The following is a 16,100-nucleotide window of genomic DNA, read 5'->3' as shown; positions in this document are numbered from 1 at the left end:
TAATCCCCAAATTGCAGCGGAGGTTGTTCGGGGGAAGAGCGACTTGTTTGTGGCCGTTTCCACCTTAGTGGGGCTTAGTGGATCAGGAAACGGACGCGAAACGGAGCGAATCACCCGAACAACCGGAGCCTGAAGCACCCGAACAACCGCAGCCCTACTGGAGCCTAATGTCAACCAGCCATAGCTGCCGCACTTTCTCGCCGCCGTTGTCGATTTCTTTTTCGGTATATTCGTAAACCACCTTGGCGCCTGATTCCAAGCCGGCTAGGACCTCGGCCAGCCTGTCGTCGATCTGGAACGCCTGAGGGCCTTCAGCCGTTTCGATCTCGATGGAACGCGAGTCGATCTGGCCGGTATAGGTGCCGGTGCCTTCCAGAATGGTGCCGGAAGTATTATTATCCGCCGTTGAACCGTTGCCGGACGTATCGTTTCCCGACGTCCCCTCGTTGGCATTCGTCCCCTCGTTGGCATTCTTCGTATCATTCGATCCGTTCGTGTCGCCCGGGCCTTCTTTGATTTGGTCCGCCGGTTCCGGCGACGTCCTTTCTTGGGCCGGATTGTTGCCTTCGGTAGTCGGATTGGCATAATTCGGGTCGGGCGTATCCGTGTTATTGCCGCTGCCGCATGCGGTAACAAGCGCCGCGGCCAGCAGCATGGTTGCCGCAATTCCCGCCGTGCGCATGGCGCTTTTGCGTGAGGTCGCTTTTCGATTCGTCATGGGGTAACCCACCTCCTGCCTACTATAACGATTGTATACCCTTGAAGGTTCCGCCCCAATCCGGATTACCAAGCCATAACTCCCGGCTCTTCAGCGTATGCGGATGACTTTTCGGGAACCATCAGGTCCTCACGAATCCGTGTCGCGGCGGCGTTTTGTTAGGCAAGCCTTCATTGGCTTAGCTTGGGTCCGCCCAGCTTTCAACCACACACGCCTCAGGGCGTCCTGTCATTTGTTCAGCAGATGTGTGTAAGGCGTGTAATCGATGTTGTTTTTATCCAGAAACGACTTCAGGCTCCGGTAGTCCCGGGCCGGAGTGGCGCGTATATACCCTTCGATGCAATGGGCGCGCGTCACTTCGCTTGCGCCGCTCTCGACCGCGATCTGGCCGATGCGCGCGGCGATCGAATGCTTGGCGATGTCGCGGAACGCCTGCGGAACCGGAGACGCCAGCTGATCCAGAAAAGCTTTCGAATCGTCGGTCCAGAGCGGACGGCTCCGTTCGACCCAGTAATTTTGCCAATCGAGCTTGGACTTGCCGTCCCGCATCGGCAGCACCTTCATAAACTTGCGGAACATAAAGAAGCCGCCGATCGCCATGAAGACGACCATGACGACCGCCCAGAACACGATTAAATATATAAATCCGCCGTTCCACGAATCCATTCCCGCTCACCTCTATGCAGCATTATAACCGATTCCCGCGGCAATTTCGACAGGACGGCGCCCGGCGCGGCAAGTTTGGCTTTTTCCCTTCCCCAAGTTCTGATAGAATGTACATGATGTCCTGAAAGGAGCGGTTATTTCATATGCTGAAAATCGGTTCGCACGTATCTTTATCGGACAAGGGGCTGCTGACTGCAGCGCAGGAAGCGGTGTCCTACGGCTCGAGCTCATTCATGATTTATACCGGCGCTCCGCAGAATACACGGCGCAAGCCGATCGAGGATTTATACATCGAGGAAGGCAAGGCCGTCATGCAGGCGAACGGAATCGGCGAAATCGTCGTGCACGCGCCTTATATCATTAATCTCGGCTCCTATAAGGAAGAGACCTTCGAGCTGGCGGTGCGCTTCCTTCAGGAGGAGGTTCGGCGCACCCACCGGATCGGCGTGAAGAACATCGTGCTTCATCCGGGCGCTTATACCGACAAAGACCCGGAGTACGGCATCGCCCGCATTGCCGAAGGCCTGAACGAGGTGCTTGAGGGAACGAAGGAGACAGACGTCAGCATCGCGCTCGAGACGATGGCGGGCAAGGGCACGGAGATCGGACGCTCGTTCGAGGAGATCGCGTCCATTATCGACAAGGTCAAGCACAACGACCGCCTGACCGTTTGTATGGATACATGCCACATGAACGATGCGGGCTATGACCTGATCGGCGACCTGGACGGCACGCTTGCGGAATTCGACAGGATCGTCGGTCTTGACCGGGTTGCGGTCGTGCACATCAACGATACGAAAAACCCGCGGGGCTCCGGCAAGGACCGCCACGCGCCGGTCGGCGCAGGCTTCCTCGGCCACGAAGCGATCAACAATATCGTGCACCATGAGCTGCTCGCGGGGCGCCCGTTCATTCTGGAGACGCCGTGGATCGGCAAGGACGACAAGACATGCCGTCCGATGTACGAAGCGGAGATCGCGCTTCTGCGGGGCGACGCGATGGATCGGTTCGGCGAAGGATTTTTCGACCATGTCGAGCGATTGCATCATTTCTTCGAGAAGGAAGAGATCGATCGCCGCGCTTATGTGCTGTCGGTTTGGGATGCGCTGAAAAACGACGCGAAAGCGAAAAAAGCCGATCCGCGCGAGCCGATGGACCGTCTCTACGATCTCGTGGTCGAGAACCGGATACTACCGGAGGATCTCAGCGAAGAGAAGATCAACCAGCGCATTACGGCGTGGTTTGCGGGCAGGCAGCTGCTTGTGAACGCGTAACCGACGGACGGAAGGGAAGGAAGAAATCAACCCATGCAGTCAAACGTATATCAGACCCGGCAATCCATGAACAGCGACAACAACAACCGCGCCCGGATGCTTATCTCTTGCCCGGACCGGCCGGGGATCGTGGCGGCCGTATCCCAGTTTCTGTACGAGCACGGCGCAAACATCGTCCAATCGGACCAATACACGATGGATCCCGAGGGCGGCATGTTTTTCATCCGCTTCGAGTTCGATTTGCAGGAGCTGGACAAGCAGCTTCCGGTTCTCCAGGAGGATTTCACCCGGGTGGCGGACCGTTTCGATATGAAATGGCACACGTTCCGCGCGAGCCGGAAGAAGCGGCTTGCGATCTTCGTCTCGAAGGAGGACCATTGTCTGCTGGAGCTGCTGTGGCAGTGGCAGGCGGGCGATCTGGATGCGGAAATCGCGATGGTCATCAGCAATCACCAGGACATGAGGGAACTCGTCGAATCGTTCGGGATTCCTTATTACCATATTCCGGTCACCGCGGACACGAAAGCCGAGGCGGAGCGCAAGCAGCTGGAAGCGGTAACCGGCAAAGCGGACATCATCGTCCTGGCCCGCTATATGCAGATCATCACGCCAAAGTTCATCGAATATTTCCCGAACCGGATCATCAACATCCATCACTCGTTCCTGCCCGCGTTCGTCGGCGGCAAGCCGTACGCCCAGGCGTATCAGCGCGGAGTGAAAATCATCGGAGCCACGGCGCACTACGTGACCGAGGAGCTCGACGGCGGACCGATCATCGAGCAGGACGTGCAGCGGGTGAGCCATCGCGACAACGTCAACGACCTGAAGCGCATCGGCCGGACGATCGAACGCGTCGTGCTGGCGCGCGCCGTCAAATGGCATATCGAGGACCGGATCATCGTGCATCAGAACAAAACGGTCGTCTTCAACTAAACTTCGGACTATTTCTATGGAAAACGGCAGAAGCTAATGGTACAATATTTCAAAAGCCTGCGCACTTGTACGTACAACGTGACGGAGCATACGGCTAACAGTTGAGGAATGGGAGGAAACTTGTAAATGACAGTCTCACAAAAGTCCGTCGAGCAGCTTTCGATCGATACGGTCCGAACGCTGGCCATCGACGCGATCGAGAAGGCGAAATCCGGACATCCGGGCATGCCGATGGGCGCCGCACCGATGGGATACCAGCTTTTCGCCAAAACGATGAATCATAACCCGTCCAATCCGGGTTGGGTCAACCGCGACCGCTTCGTGCTGTCCGCCGGACACGGCTCCATGCTGTTATACAGCCTGCTGCACCTGACAGGCTACGATCTGCCGATGGAAGAGCTTCAGCAGTTCCGCCAGTGGGGCTCCAAAACCCCGGGCCATCCGGAATTCGGCCATACGGCGGGCGTCGACGCCACGACAGGACCGCTTGGACAAGGGATCGCAATGGCGGTCGGCATGGCGATGGCGGAAGCCCAGCTCGGGGCCACCTATAACAAAGACGGCTTTAACGTGATCGATCATTATACGTATTCGATTTGCGGCGACGGCGATTTGTCCGAGGGCATCTCGAGCGAATCCGCTTCGCTCGCCGGCCATTTGAAGCTCGGCAAGCTCATTGTGCTTTACGATTCGAACGATATTTCGCTGGACGGCGAGCTGAGCCTGTCGTTCTCGGAAAACGTACAGCAGCGCTTCCAGGCTTATGGCTGGCAAACGATTCTCGTCAAGGACGGCAACGATCTTGACGCGATCGCCAAGGCGATTGCCGAAGCGCAGGCCGAGAAGGACAAGCCGACGCTGATCGAAGTGAAGACGGTGATCGGCTACGGCAGCCCGAACAAAGGCGGCAAAGGCGGCCATGCCGGTCCGCACGGCTCGCCGCTCGGAGCGGACGAGACGAAGCTGACGAAGCAGGCCTACGGCTGGCAGGAGGATGCCCAGTTCCACGTGCCGGACGAGGTGCGCGCGCATTTCGCCGGCGTGAAGGCAAGAGGCGAGCAGGCGAATGCGGAATGGAATAAGCTGCTCGCTTCGTATAAAGCGGCGAATCCCGAGCTCGGCGCGCAATTTGAAGCAGCCGTAAACGGCGAACTTCCGGAAGGCTGGGATCGCGATCTGCCTGTGTACGAGGCTGGCGGCAAAGCGCTGTCCACCCGCGTCGCTTCAGGTGAAGCATTGAACGGTCTGGCGAAAAATGTGCCGAACCTCGTCGGCGGCTCCGCCGACCTTGAGAGCTCGACGATGACGCATCTTAAAGGGTTGCCTATTTATAAAGCCGGCAACTATGCGGGCCGCAACATCTACTTCGGCGTTCGCGAATTCGGCATGGCCGCGGCGATGAACGGCATCATGCTGCACGGCGGCCTGAAGGTATACGGCGGCACGTTCTTCGTATTCACCGACTATCTGCGCCCGGCCGTTCGTCTGGCTTCCCTGATGAAGCTGCCGGTCATCTACGTGTTGACGCACGACAGTATCGCGGTCGGCGAAGACGGCCCGACCCACGAGCCGATCGAGCAGCTGGCTTCGATCCGGATCATTCCGGGCCTGACGGTTATCCGTCCCGCCGATGCGAACGAGACGGCGGCGGCTTGGCGTTACGCGGTAGCCAACAAGAATAACCCGGTTGCGCTTGTGCTGACCCGCCAAAACCTGCCGATTCTGGCCGGCACCGCGGAGAACGCGCGCACAGGAATTGAGCGCGGCGCATACGTCGTATCCGACGCCGAAGGCGGCAAGGCCGTCGCGCAAATTCTGGCGACCGGCTCCGAGGTGCAATTGGCCGTGGCGGCGCAAAAGGCGCTGGCTGAAGAAGGCATCGCCGTTCGCGTCATCAGCATGCCGAGCTGGGATTTGTTCGACAAGCAGGACCAGGCTTACAAGGATTCCGTGCTGCTGCCGGACGTCAAGGCCCGCCTGGCCGTCGAGATGGCGCATCCGTTCGGATGGGAGCGTTACGTCGGCGACAAAGGCGCGGTGCTCGGCATCGACACGTTCGGAGCTTCCGCGCCAGGCGACCGTGTCATCAAGGAATACGGATTTACGGTCGAGAACGTCGTCGGCAAGGTCAAGGCGCTTCTGTAGGCGCGATTCCCTATCATGAACGAGGACCGCGGCCGCGCCGCGGTCCTTTATAAAGGAGATCGAGGATCATCATGTCCCAATTCGACAACGTCACCGTCGTGAAGCAGGCGAACGTATACTTCGACGGCAAAGTAACGAGCCGCACGGTCCTGTTCGCAGACGGCACTAAAAAAACGCTCGGCATCATGCTGCCCGGTGACTATGAATTCGGCACCGACGCAAAGGAAATCATGGAGATTCTGGCAGGCGACCTGAAGGTGCTGCTGCCCGGCGACTCCGAGTGGAAGCATATTCAAGGCAAAGGCGAATTCACGGTGCCGGCAAACGCGAAGTTCAAGCTCCAGGTAACGGCCGTAACCGACTACTGCTGCTCTTATATCACGGATTAATCGGACCGCGCGAACGGTACCGACAACAGCAAAAGGCTGTCCGACACCGCCAGAACGGCGGAAGCGCGGACAGCCTTTCTCAACATTCAGGACGGGAATACCCGTATTGAACAGAACGGCAGACTTCGTGAACATTTGCCGCCGCTTCGGCTGGCCAGGGAATCATATTTGCGGGCATCAAAACAAGTGTTTTTCGCGGAGCGGATTACGTCTCCTGCAGCTTGCTCTCGATATATTCCTCCAGTTGCGCCCGCTGATACGGCGGAAGCGCCGACAGCATGCAGCCGTAGTGGAACATATCGCCGTGTGCTTCGATTCGGATGATGCGCGCGATCATCGGGGGCAGCGCGGATTCCTCCTGGAAGTGGATGACGACGAACATGTCATGCTCCAGCGGGAATGAAGAGGCCACCTGCAGGCCGTTGTCCGACAGATCGCGGAGATAGCCCTGCACGGATTGGCCGGAGAACGCGCCTTCCTGCTGCCATTGATAGACCGACATCATAAGCGGGATTTCCAGCGCAAGCCTGGTGCTGCGTCTGCGTTCCCCACCCGCTTCCCGGACGCCGGCGGCTTCGTGCCCGTCCCGCGCCGCCGAAGCTGCAGCCGGGCTCTCCGCGCCGCCCGCCGCGGCCGTACCGCCGTCAACGCCGCCAGCTCCGATCGGGCGGCCGATCCACGTCTCGTAGACGTTGGCCAGCGCCGCCAGATCTTGTTCGCCGTAGCCGGCGGCCTGGCCGATCTGAAACAGGCTTTTGGCGGCTTCAAGCATCGGGGTCGACAGACCGAGCCCGTCCGACAGCACCGACGATAAGCGCAGGTCCTTCAGCATCAGCGCCAGCGAGAACTGGACGCTGAAGTCGCGGTCGATAATTTTGCGGCCCTTCAAATCCGCCTGCTTGCTGGCCGCGCCGCCCGATTGGACGAGGCGAAGGAAGGAGTCGGCCTCGATGCCGCCCTTGGCGGCGATCGCCATGCCTTCGATCAGCCCGGCCGCATTGATGCCGACGATCGTGTTGTGAGCCAGCTTGGCTACGGCGCCGCTCCCGTTCCCGCCCATCGGGATGACTTCGCGGCCCATGGCAAGCAGCAGCTCTTTGTTGCCGTCGATGACATCGGGTCTGCCCCCCGCCATGAAGACCAGCGTACCGTCGATGGCGGCGGGCTTGCTTCCGGTTACGGGCGCATCGAGGAAATCCGCGAACCGGTCTCCGACATCCCGCGCCAGACGGCGGGCCAGAGCGGGCGAGATCGTACTGGAGTCGATGACGGTCATTCCCGGCTTCAATCCGTCCAGGATGCCGGAATCGCCGTAGTAAACATCCTCTGCGGCCGCGTCGTTGCTGATCATCGTGATGACGACGTCCGCCGCTTTCGCGGCCGCGAACGGCGAATCGGCGACTTCCGCGCCGAGCGACAGCAGCTCGTCCGGGCGTCCGGGCGTCCGGTTGTATACGACGACCGGATAGCCTTTGCGGAGCAGATTGGCGGCCATGGGCGCGCCCATTGTACCGAGACCGATGAATGCAATGGTTTTCATCATATTGCCGGGCACCTGCCTTATCGTAAAATGATGGGAAATCCGCGGTTCGTACACTCACGATTTTACCACATTCAGGACGGTTCCCGCACCGGACGGCAAAGGTTTTGTCGAATTATGCTTTTCTTGTGTTCGGTTGGGAAATCCATTATTGTATTGGTTAGGCTGTTGCGGAAAGGTTCGTCCGCCCGCACCATAACGATTAACGAGTTGGAGGAGAGCAACGATGTCCAAAACCGTATCATTCGATTACAGCAAGGCGTTGACGTTCGTAGGACAGCACGAGGTGGATTACCTGGCCGGCGCGGTCAAGAACGCGCATGACCAGCTTCGCGGCGGAACCGGCGCAGGATCCGATTACCTTGGCTGGATCGACCTTCCGGTCAATTATGACAAAGAGGAATTCGCCCGCATCAAGCAAGCCGCGGCCAAAATCCAATCCGACTCGGACGTGCTGATCGTCATCGGCATCGGCGGCTCCTATCTCGGGGCCCGCGCGGCGATCGAGATGCTCTCGCATTCCTTCTACAATATGCTGCCGGACGGCAAGCGTAAGACGCCGCAAATCTTTTTCGCCGGCAACAACATCAGCTCTACATACGTTACGCATCTTCTCCAGCTGCTGGAAGGCCGCAACTGGTCGATCAACGTGATCTCCAAGTCCGGAACGACGACGGAGCCGGCGATCGCGTTCCGCATTTTCCGCGAGAAGCTGGAGCAGCGGTACGGCAAGGAAGAGGCCCGCAAGCGGATTTACGCCACGACCGACCGCGCGAAGGGCGCGCTGAAGAAGCTCGCGACCGAGGAAGGCTACGAGTCGTTCATTATCCCCGACGACGTGGGCGGCCGTTACTCCGTGCTGACCGCCGTCGGCCTGCTGCCGATCGCCGCCGCGGGCATCGACATCGACGCGATGATGCAAGGAGCCGCGGACGCCTCCAAGGCATACGGCAGCGCAGACCTGAAAGAAAATGAAGCCTATCAATACGCGGCGGTCCGCAACGCCTTGTACCGCAAAGGCAAAGCGACGGAAATCCTCGTCAACTACGAGCCTTCGCTGCACTTCGTATCGGAGTGGTGGAAGCAGCTGTACGGCGAGAGCGAAGGCAAGGACAACAAGGGGATTTTCCCGGCTTCCGTCGATTTCTCCACGGACCTGCACTCGATGGGCCAGTTCATCCAGGAAGGCGCGCGCAACCTGTTCGAGACGGTTATCCAGGTGGCCGAGGTGTCCGAGCATCTGACCATCGGGAACGATCCCGCCGATCTGGACGGCCTCAACTTCCTGACCGGCAAGACGATGGACTTCGTCAACAAGAAGGCGTTCCAGGGCACGCTGCTCGCCCACACGGACGGCAACGTTCCGAACCTGGTCGTCACGATCAAGGATTTCAGCCCGTACACGTTCGGCTATCTCGTCTATTTCTTCGAGATCGCCTGCGGCATCAGCGGCTACCTGCTCGGCGTCAACCCGTTCGACCAGCCGGGCGTCGAGGCGTACAAGAAAAATATGTTTGCGCTGCTCGGCAAGCCGGGCTACGAGAAGGAAAAATCGGAGCTCGAAGCACGGCTGTAGAGCCGGCAAACGAAGCATAAGCATGCGAAGGGAGCCGGGCGCCTATGCTGGAGCGTTACAAGACGCTGCGTCAGGAGGCCAGCCGGGAGATCGTGATCAAGAAATCCCGGTTCATCGGCTATGCCAAGCCGGTCGCGGACGAAGCGGAAGCGGTCGCTTACGTGGAGGAAATCAAGAAAAAGCATTGGAACGCCACCCACAATTGTTCGGCTTATGTCGTCGGCGAGCGCGATGAAATCCAGAAGCAGTCGGACGACGGCGAGCCGAGCGGCACGGCGGGCAAGCCGATTCTCGAGGTCATCAAGGCCCAGGGGCTGAAAAATGTCGCCGTCGTCGTCACGCGCTACTTCGGCGGCATCCTGCTCGGCGCCGGCGGCCTGATCCGCGCTTATACGGACGGCGCGGTCGCCGGCATCGAAGCGGCGGAGCCGATCGTCAACGTGCTGCACCGCGAAGTGCTGGTCGACGTCGATTACACCTGGTACGGCAAAATCGAGAACGAGCTGCGGGGACGCGGCGTCCGTACGGGCGACGTCTCCTTCACCGACCGTGTTGCCGTAACGTGCTTGCCCGAAGCCCCGGACGCGGAGCGGTTCGTGCAATGGATGACCGACCTGACCCAGGGGCAAAGCATCATTACGCTCGGGGAAGCGCGTTATGATGTGGAAGGCGAATAACCGTCCGGCCACATCCGGCAGCCCCAAAAGAGATGCCCCGCAAGCAGAGAAGAAATCTGCGGACGGGGCATTTTTTATTTCAGCGGGTCCTGCCGGATCATGCGGATCCATTCCCGCGCGGCGAAGGGGATGTAGTGCTCCTTCCGCCAAATCATCGACATCCGCCACGGAATGCCCGGGGCGGCAAGCGCAACCGTCCGGAAGCGGTCCGGACTGAGCAGCCGGCACACGCTGGCCGGCAGCAGCGTAATGCCGAGCCCCACGCCCACCATCTCCGCCATGAAATCCCATTGCGAGCTTTCAAAAGCGATCTGAGGCCTGAAGCCCGCCCGCGCGCATTCCTCCAATATGACGTGATGCAGGTTGAAGTCCTCGCGGAACAGGATGAACGGCTCGTCCGCCAGTTCCCCGAGTCCGAGCTCCTTTTTCCCTCCCAGCGCGTGGCCGGCAGGCAGCACCACCGCCAACTGCTCCTCGATGCACGGATGGACATGGAACCGGCCTTCCGCCTCGACCGGCAGGATGACGAAGCCGACGTCGAGATCGCCGGCATCGACGCCGGTCTCGATCGTTTTGCCGCCCTGCTCCATGATCCGGAGATGCACATTCGGATACAGGCTGTGGAATTTCCCGATCGCCGACGGGAAAAAACGGACGCCGATCATCGGAGGGATGCCGAGCCGCACGGTTCCTTTTTCCAGCCGGATCACCTCGTCGAGCTCCTGCGTCATCCGGTCGAGCGAAAGAAGAACGCCGCGCGCGGAACGCAAAATCGTATGCCCGGCGTCCGTCAGCTCGATCGGAGCGGCGGAACGGTCGAACAGCTCGGCGCCCAGTTCGGACTCGAGCATCCGGACCATTTTGGACAAGGTCGGTTGGGTGACGTGCAGCGCATCGGCGGCTTTCGTGAAGCTGCGGTGTTCGGCTACGGCCACAAAGTATTCGAGCTTGCGCAAATCCATTGTCGTTCTCACCCCTGCCAGACAGCGCATACATAGATTTCATGCATGATCATTATTCGTATTATGTATTTTACCTATGCGGGAAACGGATGTACAGTAGGGGAAAGGAAGGTGCGTGTCTATGATAAAAATCACGGAACCGGAGGAAATCCGGCTGAAAGAGCTGTTGAAGGAAGGCCATACCCCTGTCCGCTTGCGCGGCGGCGAACCGGCCAAGCCCTCCCGCGCATCGCATACGATAAAGGCATCGATCGTGCTCCCGCCGGACACGAACCATCACGGCACGATTTTCGGCGGAAAACTGATGGAGTACATCGACGATGTGGCGACGATCGCGGCAACCCGGCACGCGCGTCGTCCCGTCGTGACGGCCTCGACCGACTCGGTCGATTTTCTGCATCCGGTGAAAAAAGGGGACGCCGTCTGCCTGTCGGCCTTCGTCACCTGGACGCACAAGACGTCGATGGAAGTGTTCGTGCGTGCGATCACCGAGGATCTGCTGACTGGAGAGCGGAAGGTATGCGCGACGTCGTTCCTCACGTTTGTGGCGCTCGGCGAAGACGGCCGACCGGTGGAAGTGCCCGGCGTCTATCCGGAAACCGACGAGGAGCGGCTGCTGCACGACAGCGCGGAAATGCGCAAGAAAGCAAGGGCCGTGCGGCGCGAGGAGAGCAAGAAATTCGCCGCCGTTCTCGGCGTCGAATACCGCTTGAGCCAAGCCCGCAAGGCCGCCGGACGGCAGCCGGAGCGCGCGGAGGCGGAAGAGGCGGCGGAGCGCATGGCGTTCGCTTCTCACTGGGATGCGGAATGGTAATCCCCGATAAATAAGCGACTTGAACAGACTGTCCGATAAGCAATCGTCGGACGGTCTTTTTTGTGCTGAATGATTTCTTTTCGGCTGCCTGCAGAGGGATAAGCACCTAACAGCCCGTTCATCACTATACTTTGTAGTAGCCATCAATTTTTCTTATGAAAAGCATTGACTGGACGCGAAGCCGTCTGATAAAGTTATGTATACCAAGTAACTTAATAGGAATTAAACCTTCAACCACCAAAACGACGACAAAAACGGTGCGGGTTGATCGGACATACCGAAGGTCTGGGAGGTTAATCTTTGTGAATGCTATGCTGCGCAGCCGATGGTGGAGCTTCGGATTCCGAAGCGCCATTATGCTCTATTTCATCGTTCTTATCGTGCTGCCGATTCTGGGGGTTTACGCACAGTCTTTTTCGCTCGGATGGACGCCGTTCCGCGACAGCGTAAGCGATCCGCTCGCATGGAAGTCCGTGCTGCTGACCATCCGGCTGGCGCTGGTCGCGACGGTCGTCAACGTACTCATCGGCACGATGGTCGGATGGGTGCTGATCCGCTATCGCTTTTACGGCCGGCGCATCCTGAACAGTCTGGTCGATCTGCCTTTCGCGCTGCCGACCGCCGTCGGCGGCCTGATGATTCTGCTGCTGCTCGGCCCGGGAAGCGCCGTCGGCGAAGCGGCGGAGAGACTCGGCTTCCAGATCGTGTTCCACGAGCCGGCGATCGTCATCGCGATGCTGTTCGTCACCTTTCCCTTCGTCATCCGCGCGGTGCAGCCGCTGCTGGAGGAAATGGATAAATCGGAGGAGGAAGCGGCTTATACGCTCGGCGCTTCCAAAGTGAAGACGTTTTTTCAGGTTATATTCCCGACCATTTTACCCGGAATTCTTAGCGGCGCCATGCTGGCGTTCGCACGGGCGTTGGCCGAATTCGGCGCGGTCGTGCTCGTGGCGGGCAACATTCCGGGCAAGACGCTGATCGCGTCCGTATACATTTTCGGCGAGGTCGAGAGCGACAACCCGCAGGGCGCGGCGGCCGTCTCGATCGTGCTGCTTACGCTGTCGTTCCTCATCCTCTGGACGGTAAACGTGATCCAGTCGAGGAGGGGCCGCGCATGAAGAAGCTCTGGATTCCTCTCACCTATGTGGTATTTCTGGTGCTGCTCATTGCGCCGCTCGTCAAAATTTTCACCGGCGCCTGGGCGGAGGGCTGGAACGGCTTCATCGAGGCCCTCTCCCGCCCGCAGTCGCTGCACGCGCTGTGGATGACGTTTCTGATTACGGTGATCGTCACGGTCGTCAATACGCTTTTCGGCGTCATGCTTGCGCTTTATCTGGTTCGGGCCGATTGGCTCGGCCGCCGCATGAAGCAGCTGTTGAACAGCATTGTCGATCTGCCGTTTGCCGTCTCGCCGGTCATTGGCGGCCTGATGATCGTGCTGCTGCTGGGGCCGAACACGGTGCTCGGCGCGTTATTCGAGGACGTCGGCTTCAAGGTCGTATACGCGATGCCGGGCATGATCATTGCCACGCTGTTCGTCACGTTTCCGCTCATGGTGCGCGAGATTATGCCTGTCCTGCAGGAAATCGGCGCGCAGCAGGAGGAAGCGGCTTCCACCTTGGGGGCATACTCCTGGTATACGTTCTGGCATGTGACCTGGCCGTCGATCCGCTGGGGCGTCATCTACGGCGTCGTGTTGACGGTCGCCCGCAGCATGGGCGAATTCGGTGCGGTGCTCGTCGTATCGGGTAATATCATCAACAAGACGCAAACGGCCACTACGCTCGTCTATCAGGACGTGGAAAATTTCAACGTCATTGCGGCGAACAGCCTGGCGCTCGTGCTCGCCGCCGTTTCCGTCGGGCTGCTCCTGATGATGGAATGGGCCAAGAAGCGAAAGGAAGTGCATTGAGCGATGCAGATCGAGGTACGCAACCTGAATAAAAGCTTCGGCGATTTCCACGCGGTCCGCGATGTGAGCTTTGCCGTCGAGAAAGGCCATCTGATCGGCCTGCTCGGCCCGAGCGGCGGCGGCAAAACGTCGATTCTGCGCATGCTGGCGGGTCTTGAGTCTCCGTCCTCCGGCGATATTATTTTCGAGGGCAAACGGGTCAACGAGCTGCCGCCGCAGGAGCGCGGGATCGGCTTTGTTTTTCAGAACTATGCGCTGTTCAAGCACATGACCGTATTCGACAACGTCGCCTTCGGCTTGAAGGTGAAGAAGCAGCCGAAGGAGCGGATCCGCGAGCGCGTGATGGAGCTTGTCGAGCTTACCGGTCTCAAGGGCTTCGAGCACCGGTATCCTCATCAGCTCTCCGGCGGCCAGCGGCAGCGCGTCGCGTTCGCGCGCGCGCTTGCGCCGGAGCCGCAGCTGCTGCTGCTCGACGAGCCGTTCGCGGCCATCGACGCCAAAATCCGCCAGGAGCTTCGCTCGTGGCTCAAGGATATGATCGCGCGGCTCGGCATTACGTCGATTTTCGTCACGCACGACCAGGACGAAGCGATCGAGGTTGCCGACGAAATTATGATTATCAGCAAAGGGCGTCTCGAGCAGAAGGGCACCCCGTGGGAAATTTACAAAAATCCGCAGACCCAGTTTGTGGCGAGCTTCGTCGGGGAATCGACGATCGTCGAGGACGTTTCCAAGCTGAGAGGCTTCGAGAACGCTTCGAGCTGGGCGGATACGAAGGCGCTTATTCGACCGGAATATATCGAGGTCGGCCGGCTGAGCGAATTCCGCATCCCTTCGGCAACGGAGCGGGGGCGCGTCAAGCACATCCACTTCCGCGGCAGCGAATGGCTGGTCGAGGTGGAGGTCGGCTCGAATCTGCTGATCACGTACCGTTCCCTGGAGAAAGAGATTCTGCACCCGGGCGACGAGGTCAGCGTGCTGGTGCACCGCGCGTATCTGTTCAACGACAACGACAGCTGGATTATGGAGAATACGCTGAAGGAAGACCCGATGCCGATTCATATCTAGCCGGGCGAGGTAAGCTATGCCGTTCTTTCGGTTCGGTGAATTCATTGCAGAAAGTGTTGGGTGTCTCATGAAAAACGAAACGACCCCGGTCCGCTCGGGCGGAAGGGGCTTGATACAGGCGGCTATGGCTGCGGTGCCGGCGATTGTGCGTGCGCCGTTCCCGTTCCCGCCGCTCAAGCGGGGGGCGGCCAAGCTGGCCGCGATCGGGCTGCTCCTCCTGACGGCTGCGTGCGCAAGCCCGTCCGAGCCGGGGAACGGCATCGACGGCGGGAAGCCGTCGTCTTCCACGGGGGACGTGACGCTGGTGATCGGCGCGTATTCCGTCGCGAAGGACGCGTTCGCCGAGCTCCTGCCGGCGTTCCAGCAGCGGTGGCGGGAGAAGACCGGCCAGCTGGTGACCTTTCAGGAGTCGTACGAGGCGTCGGGCACGCAGGCCAGATCGATCGTGGGCGGCTTCGAGGCCGATGTGGCGGTGCTGGCGATGGAGGCCGACCTCGACAAAATCGAGAAGGCCGGACTGATCAAGAACAAGTGGCGGGAAGAAGGCGCTTATGGAGGCATGATCACGCGCTCGATCGTCGTCATGGGCACCCGTGAAGGCAATCCGCTCGGCATCCGGGATTGGGCCGATTTGACGAAGGACGGCGTGAGGGTGCTCTACCCGAATCCGAAAACGTCGGGCGGCGCGATGTGGGACATCAACGCGATTTACGGCGCCGGGTTGAAGCGTTCGGAGGAGGAGCGGGGGCGGAAGGATCCGGCGTACGCCAAAAAGTTTCTCGCCTCCGTGCACGGCAACGTCGAGTCGCTCGACAAAAGCGGGCGCGCTTCGATGGCGGCGTTCGAGTACGGCGTGGGCGATGTGATCGTCACGTACGAGAACGAGCTGCTGGCGCGCATCGCGCAGGGCGTGCCGTATGAAATCGTGACGCCGCGCGATACGATTCTGATCGAGAACCCCGCCGCGGTCGTCGATTCCTACGTCGACAGGCACGGCACGCGCGAGGTCGCGGAGGCGTTCGTGGCGTTTCTGGGCTCGCCCGAGGCGCAGCGCACGTTCGTCAAACATGGATTCCGTCCGGTTGACCCGGACTTATGGAACGAAACGAAGGAGCGGTTTCCGCAGCCGGAGGGGTTGTTCGACATCGGCTACCTCGGCGGTTGGGCGAAGGTGCGGGAGGAGCTGTATTCGCCCAAAGGCGTCTGGTACCAGGTGCTGGCGGGGTTATAGGATGACGGGTGCGGGTTCGCCGAACAGGGTTCGGCGGCCCTTTTTTTGCATTCTACGCGGGCCATCCCTCTTCACCCCCCGTAACCTGCAAAATGCCGCTTATTTGCTCGCCGCCCCCCTCTTCGCCCCCCGTAACCTGCAAAATGCCGCTTATTCGCTCGCCGCCCCCCTCTTCCCCCCACGAAACCTGCCAAA

Annotated in this window: 15 protein-coding genes and 1 pseudogene; 11 read left to right on the top strand and 5 right to left on the bottom strand. The window is 59.9% G+C overall.

What is annotated here, in order from left to right:
• Positions 1–154: 154 nt before the first annotated feature.
• A complete protein-coding gene (locus RWM61_RS18520) occupies positions 155–718 on the bottom strand; it encodes a hypothetical protein (protein ID WP_314003554.1) in 564 nt (187 codons plus the stop codon).
• Between the two features lie 228 nt (positions 719–946).
• On the bottom strand, positions 947–1,384 hold the full coding sequence (locus tag RWM61_RS18515; RefSeq protein WP_314003552.1) for a DUF2621 domain-containing protein: 438 nt from the start codon (positions 1,382–1,384) through the stop codon (positions 947–949).
• Between the two features lie 143 nt (positions 1,385–1,527).
• On the opposite strand from RWM61_RS18515, the gene RWM61_RS18510 reads away from it, so the two are divergent.
• From RWM61_RS18510 to RWM61_RS18495, 4 genes are all read left to right on the top strand, one after another.
• A complete protein-coding gene (locus tag RWM61_RS18510) occupies positions 1,528–2,658 on the top strand; it encodes a deoxyribonuclease IV (protein WP_314003550.1) in 1,131 nt (376 codons plus the stop codon).
• A gap of 33 nt (positions 2,659–2,691) precedes the next feature.
• Positions 2,692–3,591, top strand: a complete 900-nt coding sequence (gene purU, locus RWM61_RS18505; RefSeq protein WP_314003548.1) for a formyltetrahydrofolate deformylase — start codon at positions 2,692–2,694, stop codon at positions 3,589–3,591.
• A gap of 126 nt (positions 3,592–3,717) precedes the next feature.
• On the top strand, positions 3,718–5,736 hold the full coding sequence (gene tkt, locus RWM61_RS18500; protein ID WP_314003546.1) for a transketolase: 2,019 nt from the start codon (positions 3,718–3,720) through the stop codon (positions 5,734–5,736).
• 71 nt (positions 5,737–5,807) lie between these two features.
• Positions 5,808–6,125, top strand: coding sequence for a pyrimidine/purine nucleoside phosphorylase (locus tag RWM61_RS18495; RefSeq protein ID WP_314003544.1), 318 nt, complete (start codon positions 5,808–5,810; stop codon positions 6,123–6,125).
• A 205-nt stretch (positions 6,126–6,330) separates the two neighbouring features.
• Here RWM61_RS18495 and RWM61_RS18490 read toward each other — a convergent pair whose 3' ends face one another.
• Positions 6,331–6,789, bottom strand: coding sequence for a PilZ domain-containing protein (locus RWM61_RS18490; protein ID WP_314003558.1), 459 nt, complete (start codon positions 6,787–6,789; stop codon positions 6,331–6,333).
• Positions 6,784–7,665: pseudogene (locus tag RWM61_RS18485) on the bottom strand (NAD(P)-dependent oxidoreductase); the annotation flags it as partial. The pseudogene RWM61_RS18485 and the gene RWM61_RS18490, both read right to left, overlap by 6 nt.
• A gap of 226 nt (positions 7,666–7,891) precedes the next feature.
• Here RWM61_RS18485 and RWM61_RS18480 point away from each other — a divergent pair.
• Together RWM61_RS18480 and RWM61_RS18475 are read left to right on the top strand one after the other, a co-directional pair.
• A complete protein-coding gene (locus RWM61_RS18480) occupies positions 7,892–9,241 on the top strand; it encodes a glucose-6-phosphate isomerase (RefSeq protein WP_314003542.1) in 1,350 nt (449 codons plus the stop codon).
• Positions 9,242–9,285: 44 nt separating this feature from the next.
• On the top strand, positions 9,286–9,918 hold the full coding sequence (locus RWM61_RS18475) for a YigZ family protein (protein ID WP_314003540.1): 633 nt from the start codon (positions 9,286–9,288) through the stop codon (positions 9,916–9,918).
• Between the two features lie 74 nt (positions 9,919–9,992).
• Here RWM61_RS18475 and RWM61_RS18470 read toward each other — a convergent pair whose 3' ends face one another.
• Positions 9,993–10,880, bottom strand: a complete 888-nt coding sequence (locus RWM61_RS18470) for a LysR family transcriptional regulator (RefSeq protein WP_314003538.1) — start codon at positions 10,878–10,880, stop codon at positions 9,993–9,995.
• A 121-nt stretch (positions 10,881–11,001) separates the two neighbouring features.
• Between RWM61_RS18470 and RWM61_RS18465 the strand changes: the two genes are divergently transcribed.
• The 5 genes from RWM61_RS18465 (at position 11,002) to RWM61_RS18445 (ending at position 15,905) form a co-directional block, all read left to right on the top strand.
• The gene (locus RWM61_RS18465) at positions 11,002–11,694 is read left to right on the top strand and encodes an acyl-CoA thioesterase (protein WP_399538995.1); all 693 of its coding nucleotides are present in this window, start codon (positions 11,002–11,004) and stop codon (positions 11,692–11,694) included.
• Between the two features lie 302 nt (positions 11,695–11,996).
• Positions 11,997–12,812: a sulfate ABC transporter permease subunit CysT gene (cysT, locus tag RWM61_RS18460; RefSeq protein WP_314003536.1), complete on the top strand. Its 816-nt coding sequence runs from the start codon at positions 11,997–11,999 to the stop codon at positions 12,810–12,812.
• Positions 12,809–13,606 (top strand): sulfate ABC transporter permease subunit, encoded by a 798-nt coding sequence (locus RWM61_RS18455; protein ID WP_314003534.1) that lies wholly within the window; start codon positions 12,809–12,811, stop codon positions 13,604–13,606. The genes cysT and RWM61_RS18455 overlap by 4 nt, the downstream gene beginning before the upstream one ends.
• A gap of 3 nt (positions 13,607–13,609) precedes the next feature.
• Positions 13,610–14,674, top strand: coding sequence for an ABC transporter ATP-binding protein (locus tag RWM61_RS18450; protein WP_314003532.1), 1,065 nt, complete (start codon positions 13,610–13,612; stop codon positions 14,672–14,674).
• Between the two features lie 124 nt (positions 14,675–14,798).
• Positions 14,799–15,905: a sulfate ABC transporter substrate-binding protein gene (locus RWM61_RS18445; protein WP_399539000.1), complete on the top strand. Its 1,107-nt coding sequence runs from the start codon at positions 14,799–14,801 to the stop codon at positions 15,903–15,905.
• Positions 15,906–16,100 lie beyond the last annotated feature (195 nt).

This window comes from uncultured Paenibacillus sp., from assembly GCF_963515335.1.
Taxonomy (GTDB): Bacteria; Bacillota; Bacilli; order Paenibacillales; family Paenibacillaceae; genus Paenibacillus_I.
Note: the sequence above shows the minus strand (reverse complement) of the source record. Positions and strands in the feature narration are given on the sequence as shown.